Here is a 26,576-nt window from a genome sequence, read left to right on the forward strand (position 1 = left end):
CCCAGCGCCGATGGTACTGCAGGGGAGACCCTGTGGGAGAGTAGGACACCGCCGGACACCCATTACACGGAATGGCCACCCAACGCAGGGTGGCCATTCCGCGTTAACACACCGATTGCCCGTCGGTAGACTCGGGGAATGCCCTCGCTGGATCTCACCGTCCCCGCTGTCGAATTGACTCGCACCATCTGCGACATCCCCAGCGTCTCGGATGATGAGACCGTTCTTGCGGATTCCATCCACGAGGCGATCGCCCCCCTCGAGCATCTCGAGGTCTATCGTGACGGTGACACCCTCGTCGCGCGCACCGACCTCGGCCGACCGCAACGCGTCGTCATCGCGGGGCACATCGATACCGTGCCGATCAACGGCAACGTGCCCACGCGCGACATCTTGGTCGACGGCCAGCCGTTCCTCTGGGGACGCGGCACGGTAGACATGAAGGCCGGCGTCGCCGTTCAGCTCAAGCTCGCGGCCGAGCTCGTCGCCCCCCGCGTCGACATCACGTGGATGTGGTACGACCATGAGGAGGTCGACGCCGACCTGAACGGGCTCACCCGTCTGGCCCGCACCCGCCCCGATCTGTTCGCCGCCGACTTCGCCATCCTCGGTGAGCCTTCCAACGGAGAGGTCGAAGGCGGCTGCAACGGCAATCTGCGCGCGATCGCCCGCACCGCGGGCGTGCGCGCCCACAGCGCACGTGCATGGGTGGGGGAGAACGCCATCCACAAGGCCGCGCCGATTCTGCAGCGCCTCGCCGAGTACCGACCGCGCGAGGTCGCCGTCGAGGGACTGGTGTACCGCGAAGGTCTCAACGCCGTGCGCATCCGCGGCGGCATCGCCGGCAACGTCATCCCGGATCTGTGTGAGGTCGAGGTCAACTACCGGTTCGCTCCGAGCCGGAGCCTCGACGAGGCCGAGGCCCACGTTCGCGACGTGCTCGCGGGCTTCGACGTGGAAGTCGTCGACGGCGCGGCAGGCGCGCGTCCGGGCCTGGACGCACCGTTGGCTCAGGAGTTCCTCGCCGCGGTCCGCGCAGAGCCACGTCCGAAGTACGGATGGACCGACGTCGCGCGGTTCAGCGCGCTCGGTGTGCCGGCGGTCAACTACGGTCCCGGTGACCCGCACCTGGCGCACCACGACGAAGAGCGCGTCTTGGTGGCGCAGATCGAGGCCGTCGAGCGGGGCCTGCGCGCGTGGCTGACGGGCAGTTGACCGCAGCAGGTCCGCCGACCACATCGGCGGCGCGCGTCGCCCTGCGGATCGGCCTGATCTATCTGGCGGCACGAGCCCTCACCACGACGCTGCTGCTGATCGCGGCACAGCTGTCGGGCGCCGGCTCGCGCATGGGCGAGGGCGCCGATCTCGGCGACGTCGTCGTCGCGTGGGACGGCCAGTGGTACTGGTATCTCGCTGAGACCGGCTATCCCACGGAGCTGCCCCGCACCGAATCCGGCCAGGTGGGCGAGAACGCCTGGGCCTTCATGCCGCTCTTCGCGTACCTGGCCAAGTTCGTCGGCATGCCCTTCGGCCACTGGGCGGTCGGGGCGTTTCTGGTGTCATTCCTCGCCGGGTACGCGGCATCCGTCGTTCTCTATCACCTGCTGCGCCTGAGGCTCGACGACACCGCCGCGACCTGGGCGGTCGTATTCTTCGCGTCCGCCCCGCTCGCGGCCCTCTTCCAGGTGGGCTACGCCGAGTCGCTCAATCTGCTGTGGCTCTTCCTCGCACTCTGGTGCGTCATGCGCCGACGCTATGCGTGGCTGTACGCGCTCGTCCCGTTGATGGCCTTCACCCGGCCCGGTGTACTCGCGTTCTCGCTGTTCCTCGCGTTGTTCGGACTCTGGCGCTGGTTCCGGCGCGATCACGAGCCTCTGCCTGCACGCGAGATCGTCCACATCGTGGCGCTCGGATTGCTGGCCGCTGTTGCGGGATTCGCATGGCAGGTGCTGGCGGGCTGGGTCACCGGCGAGCAGGGAGCCTACCTGGCCACGGAGCTGGCCTGGCGGCGCAACTGGCTGCCCGGCGATGCGGCGTTCTTCCCGTTCGAGGGCTTCGTCTCGGCCGCCGCTTTCTGGTTCGGCACGATGTGGCACCTGCCACCTGTGCTCGGCTACGTCGTGCTCGCTGCGGCCGTGCTCGCGGTGGCGGCCGCCCTGCTCTTCGTCCCGCAGGTGAAGCGCCTCGGCGTCGAGGTGCGGCTATGGAGCGCGAGCTACCTGGTCTATCTGCTGCTGGTGTTCTTCCCGCAGTCGAGCATCTTCCGCCTGCTGGTGCCCCTCTCGCCACTGTGGGGCGCGGTTGCCGCGCCGCGCTCCCTCGCGTGGCGGATCGGCGTCCTGATGGCATGCGTCGCAGGGCAATGGTGGTGGATCTACAACATGTACGCGATGGGCGACACCGCATGGCGCGTGCCCTGACGATGCCGTCGGATGCCGCTTTCCCCAGGCGTGACCCCGCTGAGAGCGCCCTCACGATAAACTCGATACGCAGACCATCGATGAAAAGGAGCCGCAATGGCAGCCATGAAGCCGAGAACCGGAGACGGGCCGATGGAGGCCGTGAAGGAGGGTCGCCTCATCATCGTGCGCGTGCCGCTCGAAGGTGGGGGCCGCCTTGTCGTCTCCGTGAACGACGCTGAGGCCAAGGAGCTCTACGACGTTCTGGGTGGCGTCGTCAACGCCGCTTAAGTTCTGACGTTCGTGGAACGGCCGGTCTTCGGACCGGCCGTTTCGCTTTCAGTCGGTGGCGACCGTCGTCAGCTGCAGCAGGCCCTCGCCGGTGATCGACAGGGCGCCGAGGACGGCGGAAGAAGCCTGGGTCTCCTGAATCAGCGAGCGATACGAGGTGGTCACGGCATCGCGTCGCACCGGATCGGCGACGGCGCCCCCGGCGAGAACCCGCGGTACGAGAACCATCCCGCCCGGGCGGACGAGGCGCAGGCCGTGCTCGACATACTCGATGACGCCCTCGGGGTCGGCGTCCACCAGCACGATGTCGTACGAGGCCTCGTTCATCCGCGGCAGCACCTCCGACGCGCGCCCGGTGATGAAGCGGGCGCGTGCGGCGGGGATCCGGGCATCGGCGAAAGCCTGGCGGGCCGCGCCGAGGTGCTCGGGCTCCTTGTCGATGGTCGTCAGCGTGGCGCGTGGTGATCCCCGCAGCAGCCAGAGCCCCGAAACGCCCGCACCGGTGCCGATCTCGACGATGTTGAGCGACTTCGACACGGCTGCGAGGACGGCGCATTGCGCTCCGATCGCCGGGCTGACCGGCGCGGCGCCGAGCTCGAGGGCGTGGGCGCGAGCACGGGCGATGTGGTCGGGCTCCACCGTCGCCTCGTCGACGAACCTCTGGTTCGCACCCTGTTCACCCATCGGCATCCTCCGCACGCCAGCCTACGCGGCACGAGGGTGCCCCTCGCACAGGCGCGGCGGGTAATCTGATGTCATGATCTTCGGGCTCACGATCGAGAAGCTGCTGCTGATCGGTGTGATCGCTGCGCTCATCATCGGCCCGGAGCGACTGCCCAGGGCGGCCGAGTCCCTGGCGGGCCTCACTCGCCGCGCCAAGGAATGGGTCACCACCGCGAAGACGCGCGTACGCGACGAGATGGGCGACGACTTCGACGACGTCGACTGGCGCACGCTGGACCCTCGTCAGTACGATCCGAGACGCATCATCCGCGAGGCACTCCTCGACGACGCTCCCGTGCCGACCGTTCGGGCAGCTCAAGCCGCCGGCGCGGTGACCGCGGCCGGCGCGACTGCGTCACCGTCGGCGAACTCCCCGTTCCGAGGCCCGTCGGATCAGCCGACGCCGTTCGACACCGAAGCGACCTGAGTCGCCGGCATCACCGCGGCCGGAACGGCAGCGCGCGGCCCGAAAGGCCTCGTGGCTCGCCGGCCAGCATCGTCGCGACGGCCTCGATGGCGCGCGCGGCGGGGTCGTCGGGGTGCGCGAGCACGGCGGGCAGACCGGCATCTGCATCCTGCCGCAGGATCGGACTCAGCGGCACAGAGGCCAGCAGCCGCACGAGCGATTCCGGCTCGCTGAGCGCCTCGGCCACCGCGTGGCCGCCCCCGCTGCCGAACAGCTCGAGAGTCGAGCCGTCGGGAAGGGTCATCGCCGACATGTTCTCGATGACCCCGATGACCCGCTGCCCGGTCTGACGTGCGACCAGCCCGCTGCGCACGGCGACATCGGACGCGGCCGTCTGCGGCGTCGTCACGACGAGCACGTCGGCGTTGGGCAGGAGCTGCCCGACCGAGATCGCGACGTCGCCGGTACCCGGGGGCATGTCCAGCAGCAGCACGTCGAGGTCGCCGAAGTACACGTCGGTCAGGAACTGCTGCACGGTGCGGTGCAGCATCGGGCCGCGCCATGCCACAGCCCCGAGCGGCTCCTGGCCGGCGCTGCGTCGCAGGAACATGCCGATCGAGATGACCTTCACACCGTGCGCGACCGGGGGGAGCATGAGGTCGTCGATGCGCGTCGGCTGCGGAACGGACCCGTCGGCGTCGACGAGTCCGAGTTGGCCCGGAATCGAGAAGCCGTGCACGTCGGCGTCGATCAGCCCGACCGCCAGCCCGCGAGCGGCCAGGGCGACCGCGAGGTTCGCGGTGACGGTGGACTTTCCCACTCCGCCCTTGCCGCTGGTGACCGCGATCACGCGGGTGAGGGAGCCCGGGCCGAACGGCATCTCGCGCGACCTGCCTCCGCGCAGCCGCTCGGTGAGCGCCTGCCGCTCGTGGGGCGACATCACCCCGACCTCGAGGACCACGTCGGTGACACCGGGAACGGATGCCGCGGCCGAGCGCACGTCCGACGAGATCCGGTCCGCGGCTGGGCAGCCGACGATCGTCAGCGCGATGGCGACACGGGCGACCCCGTCAGAGACCGAGATCTCGCGCACCATGTCGAGCTCGCCGATGGGGCGCCGCAACTCCGGGTCGGAGACAGCGCCGACCGCGCGACGGACCTCGTCCGCGTCGGGGAGCGTCATCGAGACGCGCCGCCCTCGTCCGCATCGCGCTCGTCGAGCTTGTCGAGCAGAGCGCGCAACTCGGTGCGCAGAACATCGCGGGTGACGACCTCCGACGTGAAGTCGGTCACCGCCATGCGCAGCGCCACGACCTCCCGTGCGAGGTACTCGGTGTCGGCCAGGTTGCGCTCGGCCCGCTGCCGGTCTTGCTCGATCTGCACCCGGTCGCGGTCGTCCTGGCGGTTCTGCGCGAGCAGGATCAGCGGTGCGGCATACGACGCCTGCAGCGACAGGATGAGCGTCAGCAGCGTGTAGTTGAACTCGCGCGGATCGAACTGCCATTCGCGCGGCGCGAACGTGTTCCACGCCAGCCACACGACGACGAAGATCGTCATGCCGATGAGGAACCCGGACGTGCCCATCGCGCGCGCGAAGGCCTCGGAGAACCGTCCGAAGCGGTCGCTCGACGGTTGCGACGAGCGCTGCAGCATTCCCGACCGTCCCCGGGGCGCGTCGAGCGCCGGCCGGCGGTCCGGCCTGGCCATCAGCGCTTCCTCCGGGTGCTTCGGGCGCTGACTCTGGGCAGCGCCGCTGTCGTCGGCGAGATCGCCGGGGACACCGGATGCTCGGCGTCGTGCGATCTCCAGTCCTCGGGAAGCAGGTAGTCCAGCACGTCGTCGACGCTCACGGCCCCCACGAGCCGGTGAGCCGGGTCGACGACAGGCAGCGAAACGAGGTTGTAGGACGCGAGCAGGCGCGCGACCTCGGCGGCCGACGCCGTCGCGGGGATCGGGTCGAGAGTGTCGTCGATGAGCGCGCCCAGACGCTCGTGCGGCGGGTAGCGCAGCATCCGCTGGAAATGGACGGTGCCCAGGAGTCTGCCGGTGGGCGTCTCGTATGGCGGCAGCGTCACGAAGACGGCGGCCGCGAGAGCCGGGTGCAGTTCATGCCGCCGGATCAGGGCGAGGGCCTCGGCGATCGTGGCGTCGGCGGAGAGCACGATGGGCTCGCTGGTCATGAGGCCGCCCGCAGTGTCGGGGCCGTACTTCAGCAGCGCGCGCACGTCCTCGGCTTCTTCGGGCTCCATCAGCTCGAGAAGCTCCTCGCGCTGATCCTCTGGCAGCTGCCCCAGGACGTCGGCCGCGTCGTCGGGCTCCATCGCGTCCAGGATGTCGGCGGCGCGCTCGTCGTCGAGGGCTTCGAGAATGTGCACCTGATCGTCCTCGGGCATCTCCTCGAGTGCGTCGGCGAGGCGGTCGTCGGGAAGCTCCTCGACGACTTCGAGCAGGCGCTCCTCCGGCAGATCGAGCAGCGTGTTGGCGAGGTCGGCGGGGCGCAGCTCGGAGTAGGTCGCGACGAGCTGCTCGGCGGACTGGGCCTCACCCGGCACCTGGCTCTCACGGACGTCCTCCCACGCGGCGAAGGTCGTGGGCCCCTTCGCGAACGGCGAGGCGCTCGTCTTCGGCTTGCGCAGGAACAGCTGCCCGACATCCCACTCGCCGAGGCGGTTGCGTTCGATCGCGACGTCCTCGATGACGGCGGTGCCGGACCCGTCGGCGAAGAACACCTTGCGCCCGAGCAGTTCTGCCATCACACGCACCTCGCCGCCGCGCTGCTGGAACCGGCGGACGTTGATGAGACCGGTCGTGATGACCTGACCGGTCGCGATCGAAGTGACGCGGCCGATCGAGACGAAGACGTGCCGGCGCCCGGGGATCTCGACCACGAGACCGATGACGCGAGGGGGATCGTCTTTGCGATAGATCACGACGACATCCCGGACCTTGCCCAGGCGGTCACCCGCAGGGTCGAAGACGGAACACCCCGACAGGCGCGCGACGAAAACCCTCTGCGTGCTCACGTTCCCAGCGTAGTCGGCGGGCCGTGGGAGGATGGGGAGATGACCATGATGGGCGGACGGTTCCCGCGGGGTACCGACGAGGTCGGCCAGACCGTCGCGAGCTTCCCGACGTACGAGGCCGCACAGAAGTCCGTGTCGTCGCTGATCGCGGCGGATGTGCCCGCCCGCGACATCGCCATCGTCGGCCAGGGACTGCGCTCGATCGAGCGCGTCACCGGCCGGCTCGGGTACGCCGCGGCCGCCCGCTCCGGCGCGGTCAACGGGCTGCTGCTGGGACTGCTGTTCTCTGCGATCCTCGTGATCGGCTCACCCTCGGTGCCGATCCAGGCGTTCGTCGGCGTCCTGTTCGTCGGTATCGCGATCGGCATGCTGCTGAGCATCGTCACGTACTCGTTCGTCCGCCGTCGCCGCGATTACGCGTCGGTGATGCAGGTCGTCGCAGACCACTACGAGGTGACCGTCGCGTCGGCCAGCCTGCAGCGGGCGCGTCAGGTGCTCGGCCCGCAGTCGGCAGCGGTGCCGACGACTGAACCGGCGCAGCCTGCGCCGGCGCAGGCCGCGGCCGACCCGGCCGACGAGCCGCCCAAGTACGGTGAGCGGGTCAACCCGAAACAGACCGAGGTCGACGACGGCGTCGATGCGGTGGCGGAGCCGGCGGCAGACGCCGAGCCGCCCGCCGCGGACGGCGACGGCGATCGCGCGTGACGGACGGCGCTCGGGGACACGCCGCGATCGAGGTCGCCGCGCTGCGCCGCGAGTACCGTCTGCGCCGCGCGAAGGCGCCGGTGGTCGCGTTGGACGGGCTGTCGCTCACTGTGCAGGCCGGCACGGTGCACGGCCTCCTCGGGCCGAACGGGGCCGGCAAGACCACGCTCTGCAAGATCCTCGCGACGGTGCTCGTCCCCACCTCGGGTACCGCGCGCGTCGGCGGGTGGGACGTCGTCCGCGACGCCGGTGAGGTGCGCCGCCGCATCGGGCTCGTACTCGGCGGCGATCGCGGCCTGTACTCCAAGCTCACCGTGCGCGAGAACCTGGAGTTCTGGGCGGCGATGTACGGGATGCCTCGAGCCGAGGCATCCCTCCGCATCCCATCGGTGATCGCTCGCGTGGGACTTGCCGACGTGGATCTTCACGTCGAGCGGTTCAGCCGCGGCATGAAGCAGCGCCTGCATCTCGCGCGCGGGCTGCTGCCCCAGCCCGAGGTGCTGATCCTCGACGAGCCGACCACGGGCATGGACCCGGTGTCGGCGCGCGCCTTCAGGGACCTCGTGCGCGAGGTCGTGGCCGACGGCGCGACCGTCCTGCTCACCACGCACGACATGGCCGAGGCCGAGGAACTGTGCGACGAGGTCTCGATGATCGACGGCGGGCGACTGCTGGCGACGAGCTCGCCGCGTGCGCTCGGGGAGCTCATGACGACGTTCGAGCGGATCGACGTGCGGACGGGCGATCCATCGGCCGCCGCGCGGCTGGGGGACGAACTGGCACGCCGGGGCGACGTCGTGTCGGCGGTGGTGCGGGACGAGTCCGTGGTCCGTGTCGAGACGCTGGGTCGCGACGCGGTCGCCGACGTGCTGGGCGCCGTCATCGCCGCGGGCTTCACACAGGTGTCGGTGACCGCCCCGAGCCTGGACGAGGTGTACGTGCACGTGATCGGCGACCGCGGGATGGATGTGAAGTGAGGCGGGTCGGCGCCGTCGCCGTCGTTGCGGCTGCGGCGCGGCTGGAATGGCGGATGCTCCGGCGCGAGCCGTCGACGATGTTCGCCGTGTGGCTCGTTCCGGTGCAGACGCTCGGCTATCTCGCCATCTTCCGGTTCGGCGGCCGCGCCGATCTGGACCTGTACGCGGTGATCGCCCCCGCGGTCATCGCGCTGTGGGCGCTCGCCCTCATGCTGTCGGGGGAGGTGATCGCGAACGAACGCGACAATCAGTCGCTCGAGGCCATCGCCGCAGCCCCTGCGCGGCTGGAGCTGGTGATGGTGGGCCGTGTCGTCGTGATCACCCTCGCATCGTGGCTCGCGCTGCCCTTGTCGATGCTGACGGGATGGGTGTTCTTCGGTGTGCCGCCGCTGCTGGCCGAGCCGGGGGTGTTCGTCCTCACGTACGTCGCGATGTCGGCCGCGACGATCGCGACGGCGCTGCTTTTCGCGGTCTTCTTCGTCAACTCCCGCTCGCCGCGCATCTTCCAGAATAGCCTGAGCTATCCCTTCTACGTGCTGGGCGGCGTGCTGGTGCCCGTGGCGCTGTACCCGGAATGGGTGCAGGTGCTCGCCCGCGGCGTCTACCTGTCGTGGTCGGCGGACCTGCTGCGCGCGTCTGCGACGGGGAACGGGCTGGCCGGCTGGCCATGGCGTATCGGCGTGATCCTCGCTCTGGGCCTGATGACGTACCTCGTCGCGCGCGGGCTGCTGGCGCTCACGCTGCGCAACGCCCGGAAGGAGGGCAAGCTTGGTCTCACGTGATGCACTGCGGCGGGAGCGCCCTTCGAGCCTGCGCATCTTCGCGTTCGCCGCTCGCACCGGACTCGGCGACCTCCGCACCAATTACACGTGGTGGTCCTGGGCGTCGGGATGGCTGCTGCGGTGTCTCATGGAGGTGGCGTTCTTCGGGCTCATCGGCCTGCTGCTGCAGAGCCGCGAGGCGATCTTCTTCCTGCTGATCGGCAGGGGGCTGTTCGTCGGCGTCGCCGAGGTGATGTGGGTCATCCAGTCGACCGCGTGGGAGCGCGCGTCGGGCACGCTGCCGCTGCTGGTCACGGCACCCGGGCGGGTGTGGCCGGTATTCGCCGGGCGCAGCACGCAGTGGCTGCCCAGTGCGACGGCGACGTCGCTCGTCTGCCTGCTGGTCGTGCCGGCGGCGTTCGGCTTCGCCCTCACTCCGGTGGAGCTGGCGGCCTTCGTCCTGGTGGTACCGGTCACGATCGTCGCGAGCTACGGCTTCGCGCTGCCGATCGCGGCGCTCGTGCTGCGACGCCCGTCCTGGCGCAACGCCGCGTCGAACGTGACCCACAACGTCATGGGCCTGGTGAGCGGGGTGCTCGTGCCGGTGGCGTTCTGGCCGCTCCCGGTGCAGTGGTTCGCCCAGATCTTCCCTGTGACCCATTCGCTGGGCGGACTGCGGACGGTGCTCGAGGGCGGCGATGCCTCGTGGCCGCTCTTCGTGCTGTCGCTGGCGGTGACGCTCGCGCTCGGGACGTTGTGGTTCGTCGTGGGGTCGTGGCTGCTCGAGCGCTTCGCGGAGGCCGCGCGTGACGGCTCCATCGACATCGACACGTGAGACCGCGCTGGGCAGGATGGAGCAGTGACCGAACCTCTCGCACCGCTCCGCATCCCCGTCGACCTTCCGGCGGGAAGGGTGGAGGTGTCAGGCGACCTCGCGCTTCCGGGCGACGCCTGGGCGTTCGCGGCGATCGCGCACGGCGCAGGCGCCGGGTACCGGCATCCGTTCCTCACCGGATTCGCGCGGTCCCTCGCACAGCACGGTGTGGGGACGCTCCGGTTCAACTTCCCCTATGTCGAAGCGGGACGACGGATGCCGGGGCCCGCTGCCCACGCCGTGGCCACATGGGCCGCCGTCATGGCCTTCGCCTCCGCGCAGACGGGGGCGCCCACCTTCGCAGTGGGGAAGTCCTACGGCGGCCGCATGGCCTCGATGGCGGCAGCCGAGGGGGCGATCGCCCCCTCGGGACTGGTCTACCTCGGCTATCCGCTGCACCCGCCGGGCGCTCCCGACAAGCCGCGGGTCGCGCACCTGCCGGCGGTGGGGCCGCCGCAGTTGTTCGTCGAGGGGAGGACGGATCCCTTCGTCGACCCGCACTCGCAGCTCGAGGAGGCCGTCGCCACGTGCCGCGACGCGGAGATCGCCTGGCTCGACGGCGGCCATTCGTTCGAGGTGAAGGGCCGCAAGCGTGCCGCCGACGAGATCGGCGCCGGGCTGGCGCCGCTCGTCGCGGAGTGGATGCGCGACAGGATGTGAGGCCGGCGCGGTTCACCGACCGGCGGCGGAGCCTTGCCTATCGACCGGCGGCGGAGCCTTGCCTATCGACCGGCGGCGGAGCCTTGCCTAGCGGCCGGCGGCGGAGCCTGGCCTATCGACCGGCGGCGTAGCCCTGCATTCCGCGTGGATTCGCCGCCGCCCAGAACGTGCCGTCGGCGTGGTTGCGCCCGACCGCCGACACCCTCCCGAGCGCCCAGTCACCCGCCCGCGTGACGGCGTGGCCGCGCCGCACGAGTCCGTCGATGACGGCGTCCCCGAGCCGGTCCTCCACCACGGCGCCCGCGGGCGTCCAGGTGCGCGGCCAGAACGACTCCGGCATCGACGTCGTATGGAGCGCCGGGGCGTCGATGGCCTGCTGCGGCGTGTAGCCGCCCACGATCATGCGCAGCAGTGCGAGCAGCTGCCACTGATCCTGCTGGTCACCGCCGGGGGAGCCGATCGCGAACTCGGGTACGCCGTCCCGCAGCACCAGGGTCGGCGTGAGGGTGGTGCGCGGGCGGCGGCCCGGCACGAGGGACGACGGATGCCCGGGCTCGAGCCACGTCATTTGCAGCCGTGTGCCGAGGCAGAAGCCGAGCGCGGGGATCGTCGGCGAGGACTGCAGCCAGCCGCCCGACGGTGTCGCCGACACCATGTTGCCCCAGCGGTCGACGACGTCGAGATGGCACGTGTCGCCGCGCGTCTCGCCGTTCCGACTGACGCGAGCCTCGCCGTGGGCGACCGTCGGCTCGCCCGTGGCGGCCGAAGACGCACCGTACGAGGTGCGCAGGGGCGGGCGGAAGGGCGTGCGCCCGTCGAGGAGGCCGGGGCGGAACTCGCCCGACGCGGTCGGGCCGATGAGCGCGCGGCGCTCGGCGAGATAATCCTCCGCCAGGAGCGCGTCGAGATCCACCTCGGCGTCGCCGAACCACGCGTCGCGGTCGGCGAGAGCGAGCTTCTGCGCCTCGAGGATCGTGTGGGCGCCGGACTCCTGCGATGGGTCGAGCAGGTCGTCGGCGAGCGGCTCGAGGAGGCCGAGGGTCTGCAGCAGCGCGGGACCCTGCGTCCACGCGCCCGCCTTGGCGACGACGCGGCCGCGGAAACCGTGCGTGAGGGCCGGCTCGTACCGGGCCTCGAACGCCGCGAAGTCGTCCGGCGTGATGACTCCGGCATGCGCTGTGCCGTCGGAGTGCCGATGCGCCTGCGCCAGGAACGCGGATGCCTCGTGCGCGACGACCCCGGTCTTCCACTCACGGCGAGCCGCGTCGATGCGGGCGGCGCGTCCGACCGGGCCGTCGTCGCGCACCGCGCAGGAGGCGTGCACGAGTCCGTCCAGCACGGCCGCGTACGCGGGGTTGCGGACGATGTCCCCGGCCTGGGGCACTGTGCCGTCGGGCAGCCAGAGGGCGGCGGAGGTGGTCCAGTCGTCTCGGAACAGCTGCGCCACGCGCGCGATCGTCGCGGCTGCGCCGGCGACGAGTGGGTGGCCGTCGCGCGCGTAGCCGATCGCGTACGACAGCACGTCGTTCAGTTCCCACGTGCCGTGATCGCGCAGGAGCAGCAGCCAAGCATCGACGGCGCCGGGCACCGCGGCGGCCAGGCCACCCGCTCCGGGGACCAGCTCCAGCCCTTCGCCGCGGTAGTGCTCGATCGTCGCCCCGGCCGGCGCCGGCCCCTGCCCCATCAGCACGGTCGGGGCGGTGGCGTTCGGGGAGGTCTCGTCGACCGCCTCGTGGAAGATCGCCACGAGGTCGCCGCCGGGCCCGTTGAGGTGGGGCTCGACGACGTGCAGCACGAAGGCGGCCGCGACGGCGGCGTCGAACGCGTTTCCGCCCCGCTCCAGCACGGATTGCGCCGTCGCGGTGGCGAGCCAGTGGGTCGACGCGCTCATGCCGAAGGTGCCCGACAGGGTCGGCCGGGTCGTGAACGACGGGGGAGCGGTGTAGGTCACGGTGCGGGGCGTCCGGTCGGGGATTCGGTCGCTCAGCGCGCGGGAGAGAGGCGGGCGATCCAGGCCTCGACCTCGTCGGCGGTGCGAGGAATCGCCGCCGACAGGTTCACCGGGCCGTCTTCGGTCATGAGGATGTCGTCCTCGATGCGCACGCCGATGCCGCGATACTCCTCCGGCACCGTGATGTCGTCGATCTGGAAGTACAGCCCGGGCTCGATCGTGAAGACCATGCCGGCTTCGAGGAGCCTGTCGTAGTACATGTCGCGGCGGGCCTGCGCGCAGTCGTGCACATCGATGCCGAGGTGATGGCTCGTGCCGTGGACCATGTAGCGGCGGTGGTGTCCACCTCGGTCGGCGTCGAGAGCCTCCTGGGCGCTGACCGGCAGCAGTCCCCACTCCGCGACCCGCGTCGCGATGACCTGCATCGCCGCCTCGTGCACCGTGCGGAACTTCACTCCCGGCTTCGCCGCGGCGAAGGCGGCGTCGGCGGCCTCGCGCACGGTCTCGTAGATCTTGCGCTGGATGTCGGTGAACCGGCCGCTCACCGGCAGCGTGCGGGTGATGTCGGCCGTGTAGAGGCTGTCGACCTCGACTCCGGCGTCGATGAGGATGAGGTCGCCCGGCATGACCGCGCCGTCGTTGCGCGTCCAGTGCAGGTAGCACGCATGGGGACCGGATGCCGCGATCGTGTCGTAGCCGACCGCGTTGCCGTCGCTGCGCGCGCGCTGGTGGAACACGCCCTCGACGACCCTCTCGCCCCGCGCGTGCTGGACGACGGCGGGGAGTCCCGCCACGATGTCGTCGAATCCCCGCGCCGTGACCTCGACGGCGAGCTTCATCTGCTCGACCTCGTACGCATCCTTGACCAGCCGCAGTTCGGAGACGAAGCGGGTGAGGTCTTCGTCCTCGTCCAGCACGAGGTCCCCGTCGCGCGGCTCGAACTCGTCGACGTGCGCGGTGGCCAGACCGAGATCGGCGGCCACGCCCTGGAGCGCGGGGCGAGGGCCGATCCAGAACTCGCCGATCGAGGCATCCGAATAGAACTCGCTGGTGGTGCGATCGGCGCGCTCGCGGAAGTACAGCGTGGCGACATGCCCGTCGTCGGCCGGCTCGAACACCAGCACGGCGCCCGGTTCGGCGTCGGCGGCCCACCCGGTCAGGTGCGAGAACGCGGAGTGCGCACGGAAGGGATAGTCGGTGTCATTGCTGCGCTGCTTCATCTCGCCGGCCGGGAAGACCAGGCGCCTGCCCCGGAACGCAGCCGACACGGCGCTCCGCCGTGCGGCGGCGAAGGATGCCTGGGGGCGCGCCGTGGGCAGGGACTCGGGCCGTTCCGCCCAGCCGGTCGAGATCGTGTCGAGGAACCCCTGCCCGAAGGGCTGGCGACGATTCGTCGTCGTGGAGACGGTCTGGGTCTGCTCGGCGGTCGGTTCGGCGATCGTGTCGCCCGTGGTGCCCGCCGCGGGCTCGGCTGCGCTGCTCATGCGTCAAGTCTGGCACGCTCGCGGCGGGCGTGCGGCAGTCGGACGGGGCCCCGGAGGGAGGTCAGCCGGAGGGCTCGTACTGCACGATGAGCGGCCGGTGATCGGATCCCGACCCGTCGAGGGAGCGCAGGACGAGCGAGCCCGACGCCTGCCAGTGGCGCGAGGCCATGATGTGGTCGATCGGCGCTCCCAGCAGAGCGGGGGCCTCGGTCGACCATGTGCCGACGGCACCGTTGCCGGTGTCCACCGCGGCATCGCGGCAGTGGCCGAGCGTGGCATCCCCCTGCCCGAGTCCCGCCATGTGGTCGACTGTGGCGTTGAAATCGCCCGCCATGATGACGTCGGCGTCGCCGCACTGGTCTGACAGCCACTGCAGGTCGTCGCGCCAGCTCTGCATGTAGCTCGGACGCGGCGCGACGGCATGGACGGCCACGACGATCGGGCCGTCGCCGCTCGTCGGCATCGCGACCGCACTGGGCACGGTCGAGGTGTTGCTCGTGCCGTTGAGCGAGGACTCGATCACGGCGTAGTCGCCGAGCGCGGGGGAGATCAGCAGAGTCGTCGATCCCGCGTCCCACTCGGTGGACGGGTCCTCGGCGTGATGCGCCCACATGCGGTGACCGAGATCGCGCATCGCGATGGCGACCTTCTCCCCGGTCTCGATGGTCGTCTCGGGGAGGGCGACGATGTCGGCCGCCATCGCCACGGCGATCTTGGCGATCGTCTCGGGCGGCGTCGCAGAACCCGCTGTGTTCCACGTCATGACCCGGACGCTGTCCTCGGCCTTGACGGGCAGCGCGTCGGTGCCGGTGCCACCGCGCACCATGATCACCGCGGCGTTGGCGACGACGGCGAGGACGGCGACGACCGCGAGCGCGAGCGCCAGACCCCGGATCGGCCGGATGAGCGCCAGCAGCAGCGTGAGCACGAGCGCCGCCACGAAGACGACGACGAGGACGCCGCGGAACGAGACGATCTGGGCGATCGGAAAGGTGCGCTCCAGGCGGAAGAAACCCGGCCACGTCACCACGGCCGCCGCGATCGCGCACAGCACGGTCACGAGGATCCCGAGGAGGCGAAGCACGACGGCGACTCTATGCGAGCAGGCTGAGAGATCGGTCAGCACGGGCCCGCACGTCGCCGCGCTACGCTCGAAGGATGCCGGCAACCTCCCCGCGTGATCTTCACGGGTCGCCGGGGCGACGCGCGGAGCCCCGGCCCGCGGGTGGCCGGCGGTTCGAGGGGCCGAGCGATCTGCACCTGCATTCGGCGTACTCCGATGGCACGCAGGCCCCCGCCGACGTGATGGCCGCCGCCCACGCGCACGGAGTGCGCACTGCGGCGCTCACCGACCACGACACCACCTCGGGGTGGGCCGAGGCGGCGGAGGCCGCGGCATCCCTCGGCATGACGTTCCTGCCCGGGATGGAGCTGTCCGCCCGGCACGAATGGCGCAGCGTCCACGTGCTCGCGTACCTGCCCGATCCCGATGATGCCGCGCTGAGGGCGATGACCGAGCGGATCCGCTCCTCGCGGCTGGATCGCGCGCGGTTGATGGCCGACCGGATCGGGCGGGACTACGACCTCGTGTGGGACGACATCGTCGCCCAGACCGGCGACGGCGCCACCGTCGGCCGTCCTCACATCGCCGACGCGCTCGTCGCGCGCGGATTCGTCCGTGATCGAGCCGAGGCCTTCTCGGGCATCCTCAGCCCGGGCGGCGACTACTACGTCGCGCTGTACGCTCCCGACCCGGTCACCGCCGTCGAACTGGTCGTCGGTGCCGGGGGCGTCGCCGTCATCGCCCATCCCGCGGGCCGCGCGGGCCTGCTTCCGATGCCGCTCCTGGAGCGGATGCTGACGGCGGGGCTCGCGGGCTTCGAACTGGGACATCGCGAGAACGTCGAGCCGGCGCTGCGCACGCTGCGCCGGCTCTGCCACGACCGCGACCTGATCGTCACGGGCTCGAGCGACTACCACGGCCTGGGCAAGCCGAACCAGCCCGGAGAGCACACCACCAGCGACGAGATGGTCGCACGCATCCTCGCGCGGGCGACGGGGAACGCCCCCGTCTACCCGTGAGGGCGGACGAGGGCGTTTCGCGACGGATGCCGCAGCCGGGCCTCAGCCGAGAGCCTTGGCCTTCAGCGCGTCGTACTCGGCCTGCGTGATGGTGCCGGCGTCGAGCAGCGACTTCGCCTTGGCGATCTCTTCTGCGGGGCTTGCGCCCGAGCCGCCCGCGACGGACTTGATGTAGGCCTCCTGCGCCTTCTGCACCTGCGACGCCTCGGCGGCACCGCGTTCGGCCATGCCCCGGCCACGTGCGATCAGGTAGATCAGCAGCGTCAGGAAGGGCACGAAGATCAGGAAGATGATCCACACCGCCTTCAGCCACCCGTTGAGCTTGTGATCGCGGAACAGGTCACCGATGACGGCGAACAGTGCGAACAGGTACGCGATGAAGAAGAACGCCCACAGGAACCACCAGATGATGTCCCAGAACGAGCCCCAGAAACCCTGGTACTCGTAGCTGATGGGCATGACGTCGATGAAACGCACGATCTGCCTTTCGTGAATGCGAGGTGAGGCGCCAGACGCGCCGCATGCCGCTCACGATAGCGGCGAACGCCCGTCTTGTGGGAGCAGGATCTCGCCGCGTGGCGAGATCAGGCGCCGGTGGGCGCCGTGCTCGACGCGCCGGAGCCTCCGCGACGGCGACGGCGGCGGCGCGGGGCCAGCCGTCCGTCGTGGTGTTCCTTACCGCCGCCGTCGTGCGTGCCGGCGCCCTCGGCCGCACGCTCGGCCGGTGCCTGGTCCGGCGATCCGGCGGACGCGCCATCGGTGCCGCTCGCGGCATCGGCGCCCTCCACGAAGGTCGACCCGACGCGCTCCGACGAGTCGCCGCGACGACGGCGACGACGGCGCGGAGCCGACGACCCGGTCGCCTCGACCTCGGCCGCGGCATCCGCGGCGCTCTGCGGCTGCACCCGCACGGTCTGAGTCTTGGGAGCCGTCGCGATGCGGCCCTTCGTACCGGTGGGGATGTCGAGGTCGGTGTAGAGGTGAGGGCTTGACGAGTACGTCTCGACCGGTTCGGGCTGCCCGAACTCCAGGGCCCGGTTGATGAGCGCCCACTTGTGCAGGTCGTCCCAGTCGACGAAGGTCACCGCGATGCCCGTCTTGCCGGCGCGACCGGTGCGGCCGGCGCGATGCAGATAGGTCTTCTCGTCATCGGGGATGGTGTGGTTGATGACGTGCGTGACATCGTCGACGTCGATGCCGCGGGCGGCGACATCCGTCGCGATGAGCACATCGCGCTTGCCGGCCTTGAACGCCGCCATCGAGCGCTCTCGCGCCTCCTGGCTCATATCGCCGTGGACGGAGGCGGCGTTGAACCCGCGGTCGCTGAGTTCGTCCGAGAGCTTCTGGGCGGCGCGCTTGGTGCGCGTGAAGATCACCGTCTTGCCACGGCCATCGGCCTGCAGGATGCGGGCGATGACTTCGTCCTTGTCGAGCGAGTGGGCGCGGTAGACGAGGTGCTTGATGTTCGCCTGCGTCAGGCCCTCGTCGGGGTCGGTGGCGCGGATGTGGATGGGGTTCGACATGAATCGGCGCGCGAGGGCGACGATCGGCCCCGGCATCGTCGCCGAGAAGAGCTGCGTGTGACGGATCGGCGAGACCTTCTGGAAGATCTTCTCGATGTCGGCGAGGAAGCCGAGGTCGAGCATCTTGTCGGCCTCGTCCAGCACGACCTCGACCGCCTTCGACAGGTCCAGCAGCCGCTGGTTGTTGAGGTCGATCAGGCGTCCGGGCGTGCCGACGACGATCTGCGCGCCCGCTTTGAGCTGCTCGATCTGGCCCTCATACGCCTTGCCGCCGTAGATGGCGACGACGCTGGTCGCGCGGCCCGCGGTCAGCATGTCGATGTCTTCGTACACCTGCACGCACAGCTCGCGGGTCGGCACGACGATGAGTGCCTTCACGCCGGGCTCGGGGTCGGGTCCCAGACGCTGGACGACGGGGATGCCGAAGCCGAACGTCTTGCCCGTTCCCGTCTTGGCCTGACCGATGATGTCCTGACCGGGCAGTCCGAGGGGGATGGTCTGCTCCTGAATCGGGAAGGCATCGACGATGCCCTTGGCCGCGAGGACATCGACGATGTCCTGATCGACGCCGAGATCGGCGAAGGTGGTCACGATGAATTGCCTGTCCGGCAGTGAGATGCTGCCTGAGTCCGTGCCCTGGCGCGGCGCCGTCGGCGGCGCGCGGGCGGGAGATGGAATCCACGCCCTACTCTCAGCCACAGGCGCGGGCGCCCCGATCCGACGCCGGGGCCGGGTCCAGGATACCGGAGGTCCTAGGCTGTCAGCGTGGTGAAGTGGTTCTGGCAGCGGCGCGACACCGGGCGCAAGCTGCAGCTCAGGTCGCGCGACGAGCTCGGCGGCGCGAACCGCGTCGACTTCGAGGAGCTCGCTCCCGACATCCAGACCTACCTCGGCCAGGCCGCGTATCTGCAGCTCGGGTTCTTCGAGACGCTGAGCGAGCTGATCCAGACGACGCCCGAACTCGGCGAGAAGGAGGCGCTGTCGCGGGCGGCCGGTGCGGCGCTCACCAAGCATGAGGCGCTGGTCGCGCTCATCCGCGAACGGGGCGCCGAGCCCACGGAGTTGATGCGGCCGTTCCGCGAGCCGCTCGACGCCTTCCGGCATGCGACGCACGGCGTGCGGCCCGAGGAGACGATGCTCTCGGTGCACATCACGGCGGGCATGCTCGACGACTTCTATCTCGCGCTGTCGGCGAGCTACGGCGAGACGGGCGACCGGGTCGCACGCATTCTGCACGCCGACGACGACCGCCAGGCGATCGTGGATCTCATCGGCGAGACCATCGCGAGCGACCCCGAGTGGAAGTCGCTGCTCGCGCTGTGGGGCCGCCGTCTCGTCGGCGACACTCTGCTCATCGCCCGCGGGGCGCTCAGGCCGCTGACCCTGGGCGCCGCGGGCCAGGACAAGGTCGAGCCCGTCTTCACCGAACTGATGGCGGCGCACTCACGGCGGATGGATGCGATGGGTCTCGCGGCCTGAGGGTTCCCGAGCGATCGGAGACCTGGAGCGCAGCGGCTCAGACGATACCGAGGCGCTCCTTCTCGCGGGCGTCGGCCGCCAGGCGCATGCGAGTGAGCACGATCACGAGCGGATAGACGACCACGATCGGCACCACGAGGGCGGCCAGCCACGGCCACGGCGTGTCGATGCCGATTCCGACCCACGTCAGGATCGTCCACGCCAGGCCTGCCGAGATCGCTCCAGCCATCGGCGCGACCACCACGCCGCGCGTCAGTCGCTGGTGCAGCAGGAAATGGATGCCGGTGCCCACGGCGGCGCCGACGATGAAGGCGAGCAGGATCTGCATGACGGGTGCGCTCAGGCGACGAAGCCGACGCGGCGGGACTCTTCGGTGCCGAGCTCGATGTAGGCGAGCGCCGCGGTGGGGACGATGTAGGAGTTCCCCTTCGCGTCGGAGAAGGTGACGTGCGTCGCGTTGGCGTCCAGCGCCGTCGCGATGGACTTCTTGACGTCGGCAGCGGGCTCGTTGGTCTCGAAGTTGAGCTCGCGGCCGGTGTTCGCGATGCCGATGCGGATCTCCACGTGACTGACCTCCTGCGCGGGGCGACGGTGTGCTTGCCGAAAGGCTGAGGGTCCCCGGACGCATGGCAACTCTACGACAACCCGCGAAGGCTCCCGGCCGCCGGGCGAACGCTCTGGGCGAACGGCCGATGTCGGTCTGCCGCGCTACCGTCGAGGTCATGGTGTTACGGCAGGACGAGCGGAGCACGGCGTCTGTCGCGGCTGCCGGCGATCGCGCGCCCGCTGCTCTGATGGCCCCGGGATTCGCGGCGGATCCGTCGCAGCAGACGGTGCTGGGGCTTGCGGCCGACGCGTCCGGCGTCGTCGTCGGCGCTCCCGGATCCGGCAAGACCGCCACTCTGGTCGCACGCGTGGCGGCCCTCGTCGAAGCGGGGGTCGACCCCGACGCGATCCTCGTGCTGACCCCGTCTCGGCAGACGGCGACGGCGCTCCGCGATCGGCTGGGGCTGGCCGTTCGGCGCGCGACCTCCGGCCCCCTGGCGCGCTCGGTGGCTTCCTACGCCTTCCAGCTGGTGCGCGCGCACACCGTCGCCGCCGAGGCCGAGCCGCCCCAGCTGCTCACCGGGGGAGACGAGGACCAGATCATCCGCGACCTCCTCGAGGGCGACGCTGAGGACGAGGCCGCCGGAGCCGGTCGCTGGCCGGAGTCGCTCGGGTCCGCGATCCGGGGCACCGCCGGGTTCCGGACCGAAGTGCGCACCTTCCTTGCGGAGTGCACGACCCTCGGGATCACGCCGCAACGGCTTCGGACCCTGGGGGAGCGCCACGACAATGCCGCGTGGCGGTCGCTGGCTTCGTTCTTCGCCGAGTACCTGCAGGTGCGCGCCGACATGCGCGGGGCGCATCGCGACGCCGCAGGGCTGGTGCGAGAAGCCGTCGGCCTCCTGCGGACCGCGGCCCGCGGCATCCCCGCCATCGATCGGGTCCGGGTCGTGATCGTGGACGACGCGCAAGAGCTCACCCTCGGCGGCGTGGAGCTTCTCGAGGCGGTGCAGGAGCGCGGCGCGGCCGTCCTGGCCTTCGGCGACCCGGACGTCGGTTCCGGGTCGTTCCGTGGTGCGACGCCCGAGAACTTCGCGCGCCTCGCGACCTCGCTCGGAGCCATCCATGTGCTCGATCGGTCGCATCGCGGCACCGCGTGGCAGCGTGACCTCGTGCGCCGCATCACCCAGCGCATCGGCGCTGTCGGGGTCGTCGCCCACCGTGGCGCGTCGGGCGACGCGGACCCGGACGACTCGGTCCGCGCACTCACGCTGCGCTCGGCGGCAGAGGAGTACGACGCGATCGCCCGCCTGCTGCGAGAGCGTCACGTCCATGACGGCGTGCCCTGGAACGCGTGCGCGGTGATCGCGCACGACACGAGACAGGTCACCGCACTCGAGGCCGAACTGGCCGCGCGTGAGGTTCCGGCGCGCGCGAGCGGACCGGGCCGGGCACTGGGCGCGCAGCGTCCGGTGAGCGACCTGCTGCGGCTGATCGACCTCGCCGGGCGCGAGGAGTGGACCTTCTCGGACGTCGAGGGCGCGCTGCTGGGCACGTACGGGCGCCTTGACCCGATCGAGCTGCGGCGCCTGCGATCGACGCTGCGTCACGCCGAGCTGCGACGCCTGCAGGAGCCCGAAACGGATGCCGTCGCCGAGCGCTCCGGCCGCGAGTTGGTGCTGTCGGCGATGCGCCAGCCGCTGGAGTTCGACCTGCTCGACACGCGGGAGGCCCGCCGTGCCGCGGCACTGTCCCGCACGCTCGCGTCGCTGCGCGAGGAGCTCGAGCGGGGCGCGACGGCGCACGAGCTGCTGTGGACGGCATGGGACCGCACCGGACTCGAACGCGCCTGGGCCGAGTTGGCCCGCGGACGCGGGCCGCTCGCGGAGCAGGCGGGCCGCGACCTCGACGCGCTCGTCGCGCTCTTCCAGGCGGCCAAGCGCTTCGTCGAGCGCTCGCTCGACGCCGACCCGCGCGTGTTCGTCCGCGGGATCCTCGACAGTGGCGTCGCCGAGGATCGGCTCGACGCGCCGGTTCGCGACGACGCGGTGCGCATCCTCACCCCGGCGGGGGCCCTCGGGCTCGAGTTCGACACCGTCATCGTCGCGGGAGTGCAGGACGGCGTCTGGCCGAACACCCGGCTGCGCGGCAGCCTCCTCGATACCTGGCGGCTGGCGGATGCTGCCACACGGGCCGATTCCGAGGTCGCCGGCGTTCTCGACCGGCGCCGTGCCGCGATGCACGACGAGTTGCGGCTGCTCGCGCGGGCGCTGTCGCGGGCGACCGCGCGGGTCGTGGTGACGGCCGTGGACGACGACGACACCGGGCCGAGCGTGTTCTTCGAGCTGCTTCCCGACCCCGAGCGCTACGCGCTGGATCACCCGCTCACGCTGCGCGGACTCGTGTCGCGCCACCGGCGTACCCTGACCGAAGCCGGCACCCGCGTCGCGCGCGACCGCGCTGCGGGTCAGCTCGCGCTCCTCGCGGACGCGGGCGTCGCGGGAGCAGCACCCCACGAGTGGTACGGCGTGACGGCGCCGACATCGACCGGTCCGCTTCGCGACCTGTCCCGTGAGGACGTGCGGGTCTCGCCGTCGCGGCTCCACGCGCTCGAGGAGTGCGAGCTGAACTGGGTGATCGGCGACCTCGGCGGCGATCCCGGCAGCACGACAGCGGGCCTCGGCACCATCATCCACGCCGCACTGGAGCACGCCGAGGGCACGGACGAGGCGAGTCTGTGGGCACAGGTCGAATCCCGCTGGGGCGAGCTGTCCTTCGAGGCGGCGTGGCGCGATCGCGCCGAGCAGGCCAGGGCTCGCGATCTTGTGCGGCGCCTGCACCTGTATCTGCACCGCTTCGAGCAGTCCGGAGGCGTGCTCATCGGCGCCGAGCCCCATTTCGAGGTGCCGATCGCCATCGAGGACGCCGAGCCGGGCGAGCACGGCGTCGTGCTGTCGGGGTACATCGACCGGGTCGAGCTCACCCCCGACGGCACCGTCGTGATCATGGATCTCAAGACCGGCAAGCGCGAGCCCCAGACTGATGCGAAGGTGATCGACAATCCGCAGCTCGGCGCCTATCAGCTGGCGTTCGAGGCGGGAGCCATTCCCGCAGCTGTCGGACATCCGGCCGGCGGGGCCAAGCTCCTGGTGCTGCGGCCGACCGCGACCAGGGCGGACTACGCGACGCCGTGGCAGCCGCCGTTCGACGACGAGCGCCGTGACGCGTTCCTCACGCGCATCCGCACCGCCGTCCACGTCATGCGCGGGACGACGTTCACCGCACCCTACGAGGAGCACTGCCGGGACGAGCATGCGTACGGTCTCTGCCGCATCCACACGATCGGCGCGGTGAGCGCCTCATGAGCGATGCCCTCCCACCCGTGCTCCCTGCGCGGGTCATCGCCGCCGCGCTCGGACAGTTCCCGCCGACCGATGAGCAGACGGCGGTCATCGAAGCGCCTCTCGAACCGGCGCTCGTCGTCGCCGGCGCCGGGAGCGGCAAGACCGAGACGATGGCCTCGCGCGTCGTGTGGCTTGTCGCGAACGGATTGGTTCGGCGCGATGAGGTACTCGGGCTGACGTTCACACGCAAGGCCGCCGGTGAGCTCGCGGAGCGGATCCAGAAGCGATTGACGCGTCTCGCCGAGTTCGAGCGTCGCGGCCTGCTGCCATTCCTGCCCGAGCTGGCAGACGCGGGCCGGCTGGCCGTGTTCGGCGAGCTCGAACGAGCGGGCGGCGACGGAGCGCGTGCCACGTCGGCTCGTCTCGAGGCGATGGACGCCCTGGTGCGCTCCGTGGCGGCGGTGGCGCAGGACGTCGACGACGACGCACTCCTGCACCGGCCGACCGTCGCGACCTACAACAGCTTCGCCGACCAGATCGTGCGCGAGCACGCGGTGCGGATCGGCAGGGATGCCGAAGCCGCCGTCCTGTCGGAATCCGCCGCGTGGCTGCTGATGCGTCGCGTCGTCTTCGCCTCGGACGATCCACGGCTGGAGGAGCGGGGCGAGGCCGTGCGCAGCATCGTGGACGCGGCATTGCGCATCGCGCGGGACGGCGTCGACAACCTGGTCGACTTCGACGCGCTGGCCGCGTTCCCGGAGCAGTTCCGCACAGTGCTCGACCTGCCGTCCACGCGCAAAGGCACGACGGTCTATGCCGATGTCGCGGAGGCCGCCGAAAAGGTCGGTGCCCTCGCACTCCTCTCCGACCTCGCTCGCGAATACTCCGCCGAGAAGCGGCGCCTGGGCGTGATCGACTTCTCCGACCAGGTCGCCGGCGCGCTCGAGGTCGTCGCCGGGCATCTGTCGGTCGCAGAAGAACTGCGCGCGCGGTACCGCGTGATCCTGCTCGACGAGTATCAGGACACCTCGGTGGTGCAGACCGATCTGCTGGCACGGCTGTTCGCCGACATGGGCGTGATGGCCGTGGGCGACCCCCACCAGGCGATCTACGGCTGGCGCGGAGCCAGCGCGGGCAACCTGGGCGGATTCGCCGCCGCGTTCTCGTCCGGTCGGGCGTGCGCCCGGTACGCACTGCTGACGAGCTGGCGCAACAGCGCGGCCGTCCTCACCGCGGCCAATGCCGTGCTGGCGCCGCTCGCGCCCTCGGCCAGCGTGCCGGTGCAGGAGCTGCGGGCACGACCCGGCGCCCCGGCGGGTGCGGTCCAGCTCGCCTTCGATGCCGACCTCGACGCCGAGGCCGAGCGGGTCGCCGCATGGTTCGAGGGTGTGCGCACACACCGCGCGAACGGCGGCCTGGCCACGACGGGAGCGATCCTGTTCCGCAGCAAGAAGCACATGGTGCGGTTCGGCGACGCGCTGGGGCGGCGCGGCATCCCTCATCGCATCCTCGGTCTCGGTGGCCTGCTGTCCACGCCCGAAGTGGTCGATGTCGTATGCGCGCTGCGCGTCATCAGCGACCCGTCAGCCGGGTCCTCGCTGATCCGACTCCTGTCGGGACCGCGCTGGGCGATCGGGCTGCCCGACCTTCGAGAGCTCGCCGCGCTGGCACGCCGCATCGCGCGGCACGACGCCTCGCTTCAACCGCTGTCGCCAGAGGTCGTCGAGCGCATCCGCGGGAGCGCCGGCGATGATGACGGCTCCCTCGTGGACGCGCTGGATTTCGTCCTGCGCCACCCGCCCGAGCACGGCTGGCTCAGCGGGTTCACCGCGGAGGCGCGCGAGCGTTTGCGTGAGGCGGCGTCGGTGTTCGCAGGACTGCGTCAGGCGGTCGGGATGCCGATTCCCGAACTGGTGCGGCTGGTCGAGCTGGAGCTGCGGCTCGACGTCGAGCTGGCGGCGAACGAAGCACGCGGCCCGGCGCGCGTCGCGTCCGCCCAGCTGCGGGCCTTCGTCGACGAGGTCCACGCGTTCCTGGCAGCCGACGAGACTGGCTCGCTCTCGAGCCTGCTGGCGTGGCTGGACCACGCCGAACAGCTCGACGAGTTCGCTCCCCGCACCGAGCCCCCCGAGGACGATGTGGTGCAGCTGCTCACCATCCACGGGTCGAAAGGGCTCGAGTGGGATGCCGTGGCGGTCGTCCGGCTCGTGAAGGACGAGCTGCCGAGCGCCCCGCGCGACACGAAGGCCTGGCTCGGCTTCGGCGTGCTGCCGTTCACGTTCCGCGGGGACGCGCCGTGGCTCCCCGCGCTGGCGTGGCGATCCGCACAGACGCAGCAGGACCTCAAGGCGGCGCTGGACGCGTTCGTCGAGGCGAACCGCGCACGTCAGCTCGAAGAGGACCGTCGCCTGGCCTATGTCGCCGTCACGCGTGCCCGCGATCATCTGCTGCTGACGGGGTCCAGCTGGTCGGGCACCAAGCGTCCGCGTGCCCGCAGCACGTTCTTCGTCGAGATCGCCGACGCACTGGGCGTACCGCTGTCGCCCGACGAACCGGGGGACGACCCGTACCAGGGCGAGCGCCGCACACTGCAATGGCCGATCGATCCTCTCGGGGCGCGCAGGGAAGCGGTGCAGGCCGCCGCGGCCGCAGTCGAGGCGGCGATGGCCGCACCACGCCCCGAGCTGGATCCGCACGCGGCGCTGCTGCTCGCCGAGAGGGAGGCCCGCCGCGCGGACCCGGTGCGGCGCGCACCCACGCGCATCGCCGCATCCCGCTACAAGGAGTACGCCGGTGATCTCGAGGGGACGCTCGCCCGGCTGTCTCGCCCGCTGCCAGAGCGCCCCTTCCGCCAGACCCGGCTCGGAACGCTGTTCCACGCGTGGGTCGAACAGCGCTCCGGCCGCTCGGGCCTGGGGGGATCACTCGATGACGCCCTGTGGGAGACCGACGAGGATGCCCGGGGTACGGAGGCGTCGGCCGAGGACGCAGCGGCACTCGCCGTGCTCCGCGAGCGTTTCCTCGCGTCGGAGTGGGCGGCGCTGCGGCCCATCGAGGTCGAGACCGAGATCGACTTCACGGCGGTGGGTCCCGATGGGCTGCCGCACATCGTCATCTGCAAGCTCGACGCGGTGTACCACCGGGAGGACCGTGGCGGACGGATCGAGATCGTCGACTGGAAGACGGGTGCTGCTCCGCGTACGCCGGCGGAGAAGGACGAACGGATGCTGCAGCTCGAGCTGTACCGTCAGGCCTACCACGCCAAGCACGGCGTCCCGCTCGACGAGATCGACGTCGCGCTCTTCTACGTCGGTGAGGACCTCATCCTGCGCGCGTGAGCTCGACGGC

24 protein-coding genes are annotated in these 26,576 nt (G+C 70.9%); 13 read left to right on the top strand and 11 right to left on the bottom strand.

Annotation, left to right across the window (positions count from 1 at the left end; translation table 11 throughout):
* Nucleotides 1-138 precede the first annotated feature (138 nt).
* The 3 genes from dapE (at nucleotide 139) to ACLKM7_RS09170 (ending at nucleotide 2,690) form a co-directional block, all read left to right on the top strand.
* Nucleotides 139-1,215, top strand: a complete 1,077-nt coding sequence (dapE, locus tag ACLKM7_RS09160) for a succinyl-diaminopimelate desuccinylase (RefSeq protein WP_436446898.1) — start codon at nucleotides 139-141, stop codon at nucleotides 1,213-1,215.
* The gene (locus ACLKM7_RS09165; protein ID WP_436446899.1) at nucleotides 1,197-2,420 is read left to right on the top strand and encodes a hypothetical protein; all 1,224 of its coding nucleotides are present in this window, start codon (nucleotides 1,197-1,199) and stop codon (nucleotides 2,418-2,420) included. Before dapE ends, ACLKM7_RS09165 begins: the two co-directional genes overlap by 19 nt.
* Nucleotides 2,421-2,516: 96 nt before the next feature.
* Nucleotides 2,517-2,690, top strand: a complete 174-nt coding sequence (locus ACLKM7_RS09170; RefSeq protein ID WP_019179788.1) for a DUF3117 domain-containing protein — start codon at nucleotides 2,517-2,519, stop codon at nucleotides 2,688-2,690.
* Between the two features lie 48 nt (nucleotides 2,691-2,738).
* On the opposite strand, the gene ACLKM7_RS09175 is transcribed toward ACLKM7_RS09170, so the two are convergent.
* Nucleotides 2,739-3,374 (bottom strand): O-methyltransferase, encoded by a 636-nt coding sequence (locus ACLKM7_RS09175; RefSeq protein ID WP_436446900.1) that lies wholly within the window; start codon nucleotides 3,372-3,374, stop codon nucleotides 2,739-2,741.
* A gap of 73 nt (nucleotides 3,375-3,447) precedes the next feature.
* On the opposite strand from ACLKM7_RS09175, the gene ACLKM7_RS09180 reads away from it, so the two are divergent.
* A complete protein-coding gene (locus ACLKM7_RS09180; protein ID WP_436446901.1) occupies nucleotides 3,448-3,840 on the top strand; it encodes a Sec-independent protein translocase TatB in 393 nt (130 codons plus the stop codon).
* Nucleotides 3,841-3,850: 10 nt separating this feature from the next.
* Here the strand turns inward: ACLKM7_RS09180 and ACLKM7_RS09185 are convergent, their stop codons facing one another.
* The 3 genes from ACLKM7_RS09185 to ACLKM7_RS09195 are packed head-to-tail and all read right to left on the bottom strand — an operon-like array spanning nucleotide 3,851 to nucleotide 6,842.
* Nucleotides 3,851-5,002: an Mrp/NBP35 family ATP-binding protein gene (locus ACLKM7_RS09185; RefSeq protein ID WP_436446902.1), complete on the bottom strand. Its 1,152-nt coding sequence runs from the start codon at nucleotides 5,000-5,002 to the stop codon at nucleotides 3,851-3,853.
* Entirely contained in the window at nucleotides 4,999-5,526 is a 528-nt protein-coding gene (locus tag ACLKM7_RS09190) for a DUF1003 domain-containing protein (protein ID WP_436446903.1), read from the bottom strand. Before ACLKM7_RS09190 ends, ACLKM7_RS09185 begins: the two co-directional genes overlap by 4 nt.
* Nucleotides 5,526-6,842 (bottom strand): magnesium transporter MgtE N-terminal domain-containing protein, encoded by a 1,317-nt coding sequence (locus tag ACLKM7_RS09195; protein ID WP_436446904.1) that lies wholly within the window; start codon nucleotides 6,840-6,842, stop codon nucleotides 5,526-5,528. The genes ACLKM7_RS09190 and ACLKM7_RS09195 overlap by 1 nt, the downstream gene beginning before the upstream one ends.
* A 39-nt stretch (nucleotides 6,843-6,881) precedes the next feature.
* Here ACLKM7_RS09195 and ACLKM7_RS09200 point away from each other — a divergent pair, with 39 nt between their 5' ends.
* Genes ACLKM7_RS09200 through ACLKM7_RS09220 form a run of 5 tightly spaced genes read left to right on the top strand, consistent with a single transcriptional unit; the run spans nucleotide 6,882 to nucleotide 10,819 of the window.
* Nucleotides 6,882-7,547: a general stress protein gene (locus tag ACLKM7_RS09200; RefSeq protein ID WP_436446905.1), complete on the top strand. Its 666-nt coding sequence runs from the start codon at nucleotides 6,882-6,884 to the stop codon at nucleotides 7,545-7,547.
* A complete protein-coding gene (locus ACLKM7_RS09205; RefSeq protein ID WP_436446906.1) occupies nucleotides 7,544-8,524 on the top strand; it encodes an ABC transporter ATP-binding protein in 981 nt (326 codons plus the stop codon). The genes ACLKM7_RS09200 and ACLKM7_RS09205 overlap by 4 nt, the downstream gene beginning before the upstream one ends.
* On the top strand, nucleotides 8,521-9,306 hold the full coding sequence (locus ACLKM7_RS09210) for an ABC transporter permease (RefSeq protein WP_436446907.1): 786 nt from the start codon (nucleotides 8,521-8,523) through the stop codon (nucleotides 9,304-9,306). Before ACLKM7_RS09205 ends, ACLKM7_RS09210 begins: the two co-directional genes overlap by 4 nt.
* Nucleotides 9,293-10,120, top strand: coding sequence for an ABC transporter permease (locus tag ACLKM7_RS09215; protein WP_436446908.1), 828 nt, complete (start codon nucleotides 9,293-9,295; stop codon nucleotides 10,118-10,120). The genes ACLKM7_RS09210 and ACLKM7_RS09215 overlap by 14 nt, the downstream gene beginning before the upstream one ends.
* Before the next feature lie 24 nt (nucleotides 10,121-10,144).
* The gene (locus ACLKM7_RS09220) at nucleotides 10,145-10,819 is read left to right on the top strand and encodes an alpha/beta hydrolase family protein (RefSeq protein WP_436446909.1); all 675 of its coding nucleotides are present in this window, start codon (nucleotides 10,145-10,147) and stop codon (nucleotides 10,817-10,819) included.
* A gap of 112 nt (nucleotides 10,820-10,931) precedes the next feature.
* Here ACLKM7_RS09220 and ACLKM7_RS09225 read toward each other — a convergent pair whose 3' ends face one another.
* The 3 genes from ACLKM7_RS09225 to ACLKM7_RS09235 all read right to left on the bottom strand — a co-directional run bounded on the left by ACLKM7_RS09225 (nucleotide 10,932) and on the right by ACLKM7_RS09235 (nucleotide 15,338).
* Nucleotides 10,932-12,770 (bottom strand): gamma-glutamyltransferase family protein, encoded by a 1,839-nt coding sequence (locus ACLKM7_RS09225; protein WP_436446910.1) that lies wholly within the window; start codon nucleotides 12,768-12,770, stop codon nucleotides 10,932-10,934.
* A 32-nt stretch (nucleotides 12,771-12,802) separates the two neighbouring features.
* Complete coding sequence (locus ACLKM7_RS09230; protein ID WP_436446911.1) at nucleotides 12,803-14,254, bottom strand: aminopeptidase P family protein; 1,452 nt, start codon at nucleotides 14,252-14,254, stop codon at nucleotides 12,803-12,805.
* 61 nt (nucleotides 14,255-14,315) lie between these two features.
* Nucleotides 14,316-15,338 (bottom strand): endonuclease/exonuclease/phosphatase family protein, encoded by a 1,023-nt coding sequence (locus tag ACLKM7_RS09235; RefSeq protein ID WP_436446912.1) that lies wholly within the window; start codon nucleotides 15,336-15,338, stop codon nucleotides 14,316-14,318.
* A gap of 74 nt (nucleotides 15,339-15,412) precedes the next feature.
* Here ACLKM7_RS09235 and ACLKM7_RS09240 point away from each other — a divergent pair, with 74 nt between their 5' ends.
* Nucleotides 15,413-16,336 (top strand): PHP domain-containing protein, encoded by a 924-nt coding sequence (locus ACLKM7_RS09240; protein WP_436446913.1) that lies wholly within the window; start codon nucleotides 15,413-15,415, stop codon nucleotides 16,334-16,336.
* Nucleotides 16,337-16,378: 42 nt separating this feature from the next.
* On the opposite strand, the gene ACLKM7_RS09245 is transcribed toward ACLKM7_RS09240, so the two are convergent.
* Both ACLKM7_RS09245 and ACLKM7_RS09250 read right to left on the bottom strand, forming a co-directional pair.
* Nucleotides 16,379-16,813 (bottom strand): SHOCT domain-containing protein, encoded by a 435-nt coding sequence (locus tag ACLKM7_RS09245; protein WP_343234347.1) that lies wholly within the window; start codon nucleotides 16,811-16,813, stop codon nucleotides 16,379-16,381.
* Nucleotides 16,814-16,920: 107 nt separating this feature from the next.
* A complete protein-coding gene (locus ACLKM7_RS09250; protein WP_436446914.1) occupies nucleotides 16,921-18,450 on the bottom strand; it encodes a DEAD/DEAH box helicase in 1,530 nt (509 codons plus the stop codon).
* 174 nt (nucleotides 18,451-18,624) lie between these two features.
* On the opposite strand from ACLKM7_RS09250, the gene ACLKM7_RS09255 reads away from it, so the two are divergent.
* Nucleotides 18,625-19,338: a ferritin-like fold-containing protein gene (locus ACLKM7_RS09255; protein ID WP_436446915.1), complete on the top strand. Its 714-nt coding sequence runs from the start codon at nucleotides 18,625-18,627 to the stop codon at nucleotides 19,336-19,338.
* Nucleotides 19,339-19,375: 37 nt separating this feature from the next.
* Here ACLKM7_RS09255 and ACLKM7_RS09260 read toward each other — a convergent pair whose 3' ends face one another.
* Together ACLKM7_RS09260 and ACLKM7_RS09265 are read right to left on the bottom strand one after the other, a co-directional pair.
* A complete protein-coding gene (locus ACLKM7_RS09260) occupies nucleotides 19,376-19,666 on the bottom strand; it encodes a hypothetical protein (RefSeq protein ID WP_436446916.1) in 291 nt (96 codons plus the stop codon).
* 11 nt (nucleotides 19,667-19,677) lie between these two features.
* A complete protein-coding gene (locus ACLKM7_RS09265; RefSeq protein WP_168914291.1) occupies nucleotides 19,678-19,902 on the bottom strand; it encodes a DUF3107 family protein in 225 nt (74 codons plus the stop codon).
* A 158-nt stretch (nucleotides 19,903-20,060) separates the two neighbouring features.
* On the opposite strand from ACLKM7_RS09265, the gene ACLKM7_RS09270 reads away from it, so the two are divergent.
* Both ACLKM7_RS09270 and ACLKM7_RS09275 read left to right on the top strand, forming a co-directional pair.
* Nucleotides 20,061-23,249, top strand: coding sequence for an ATP-dependent helicase (locus ACLKM7_RS09270; protein WP_436446917.1), 3,189 nt, complete (start codon nucleotides 20,061-20,063; stop codon nucleotides 23,247-23,249).
* A complete protein-coding gene (locus tag ACLKM7_RS09275; RefSeq protein ID WP_436446918.1) occupies nucleotides 23,246-26,566 on the top strand; it encodes an ATP-dependent DNA helicase in 3,321 nt (1,106 codons plus the stop codon). The genes ACLKM7_RS09270 and ACLKM7_RS09275 overlap by 4 nt, the downstream gene beginning before the upstream one ends.
* The last annotated feature ends 10 nt before the right edge of the window (nucleotides 26,567-26,576 follow it).

Origin of the sequence: Microbacterium sp. I2 (assembly GCF_051364985.1) — a bacterium.
In the GTDB taxonomy this organism is placed as follows: domain Bacteria; phylum Actinomycetota; class Actinomycetes; order Actinomycetales; family Microbacteriaceae; genus Microbacterium.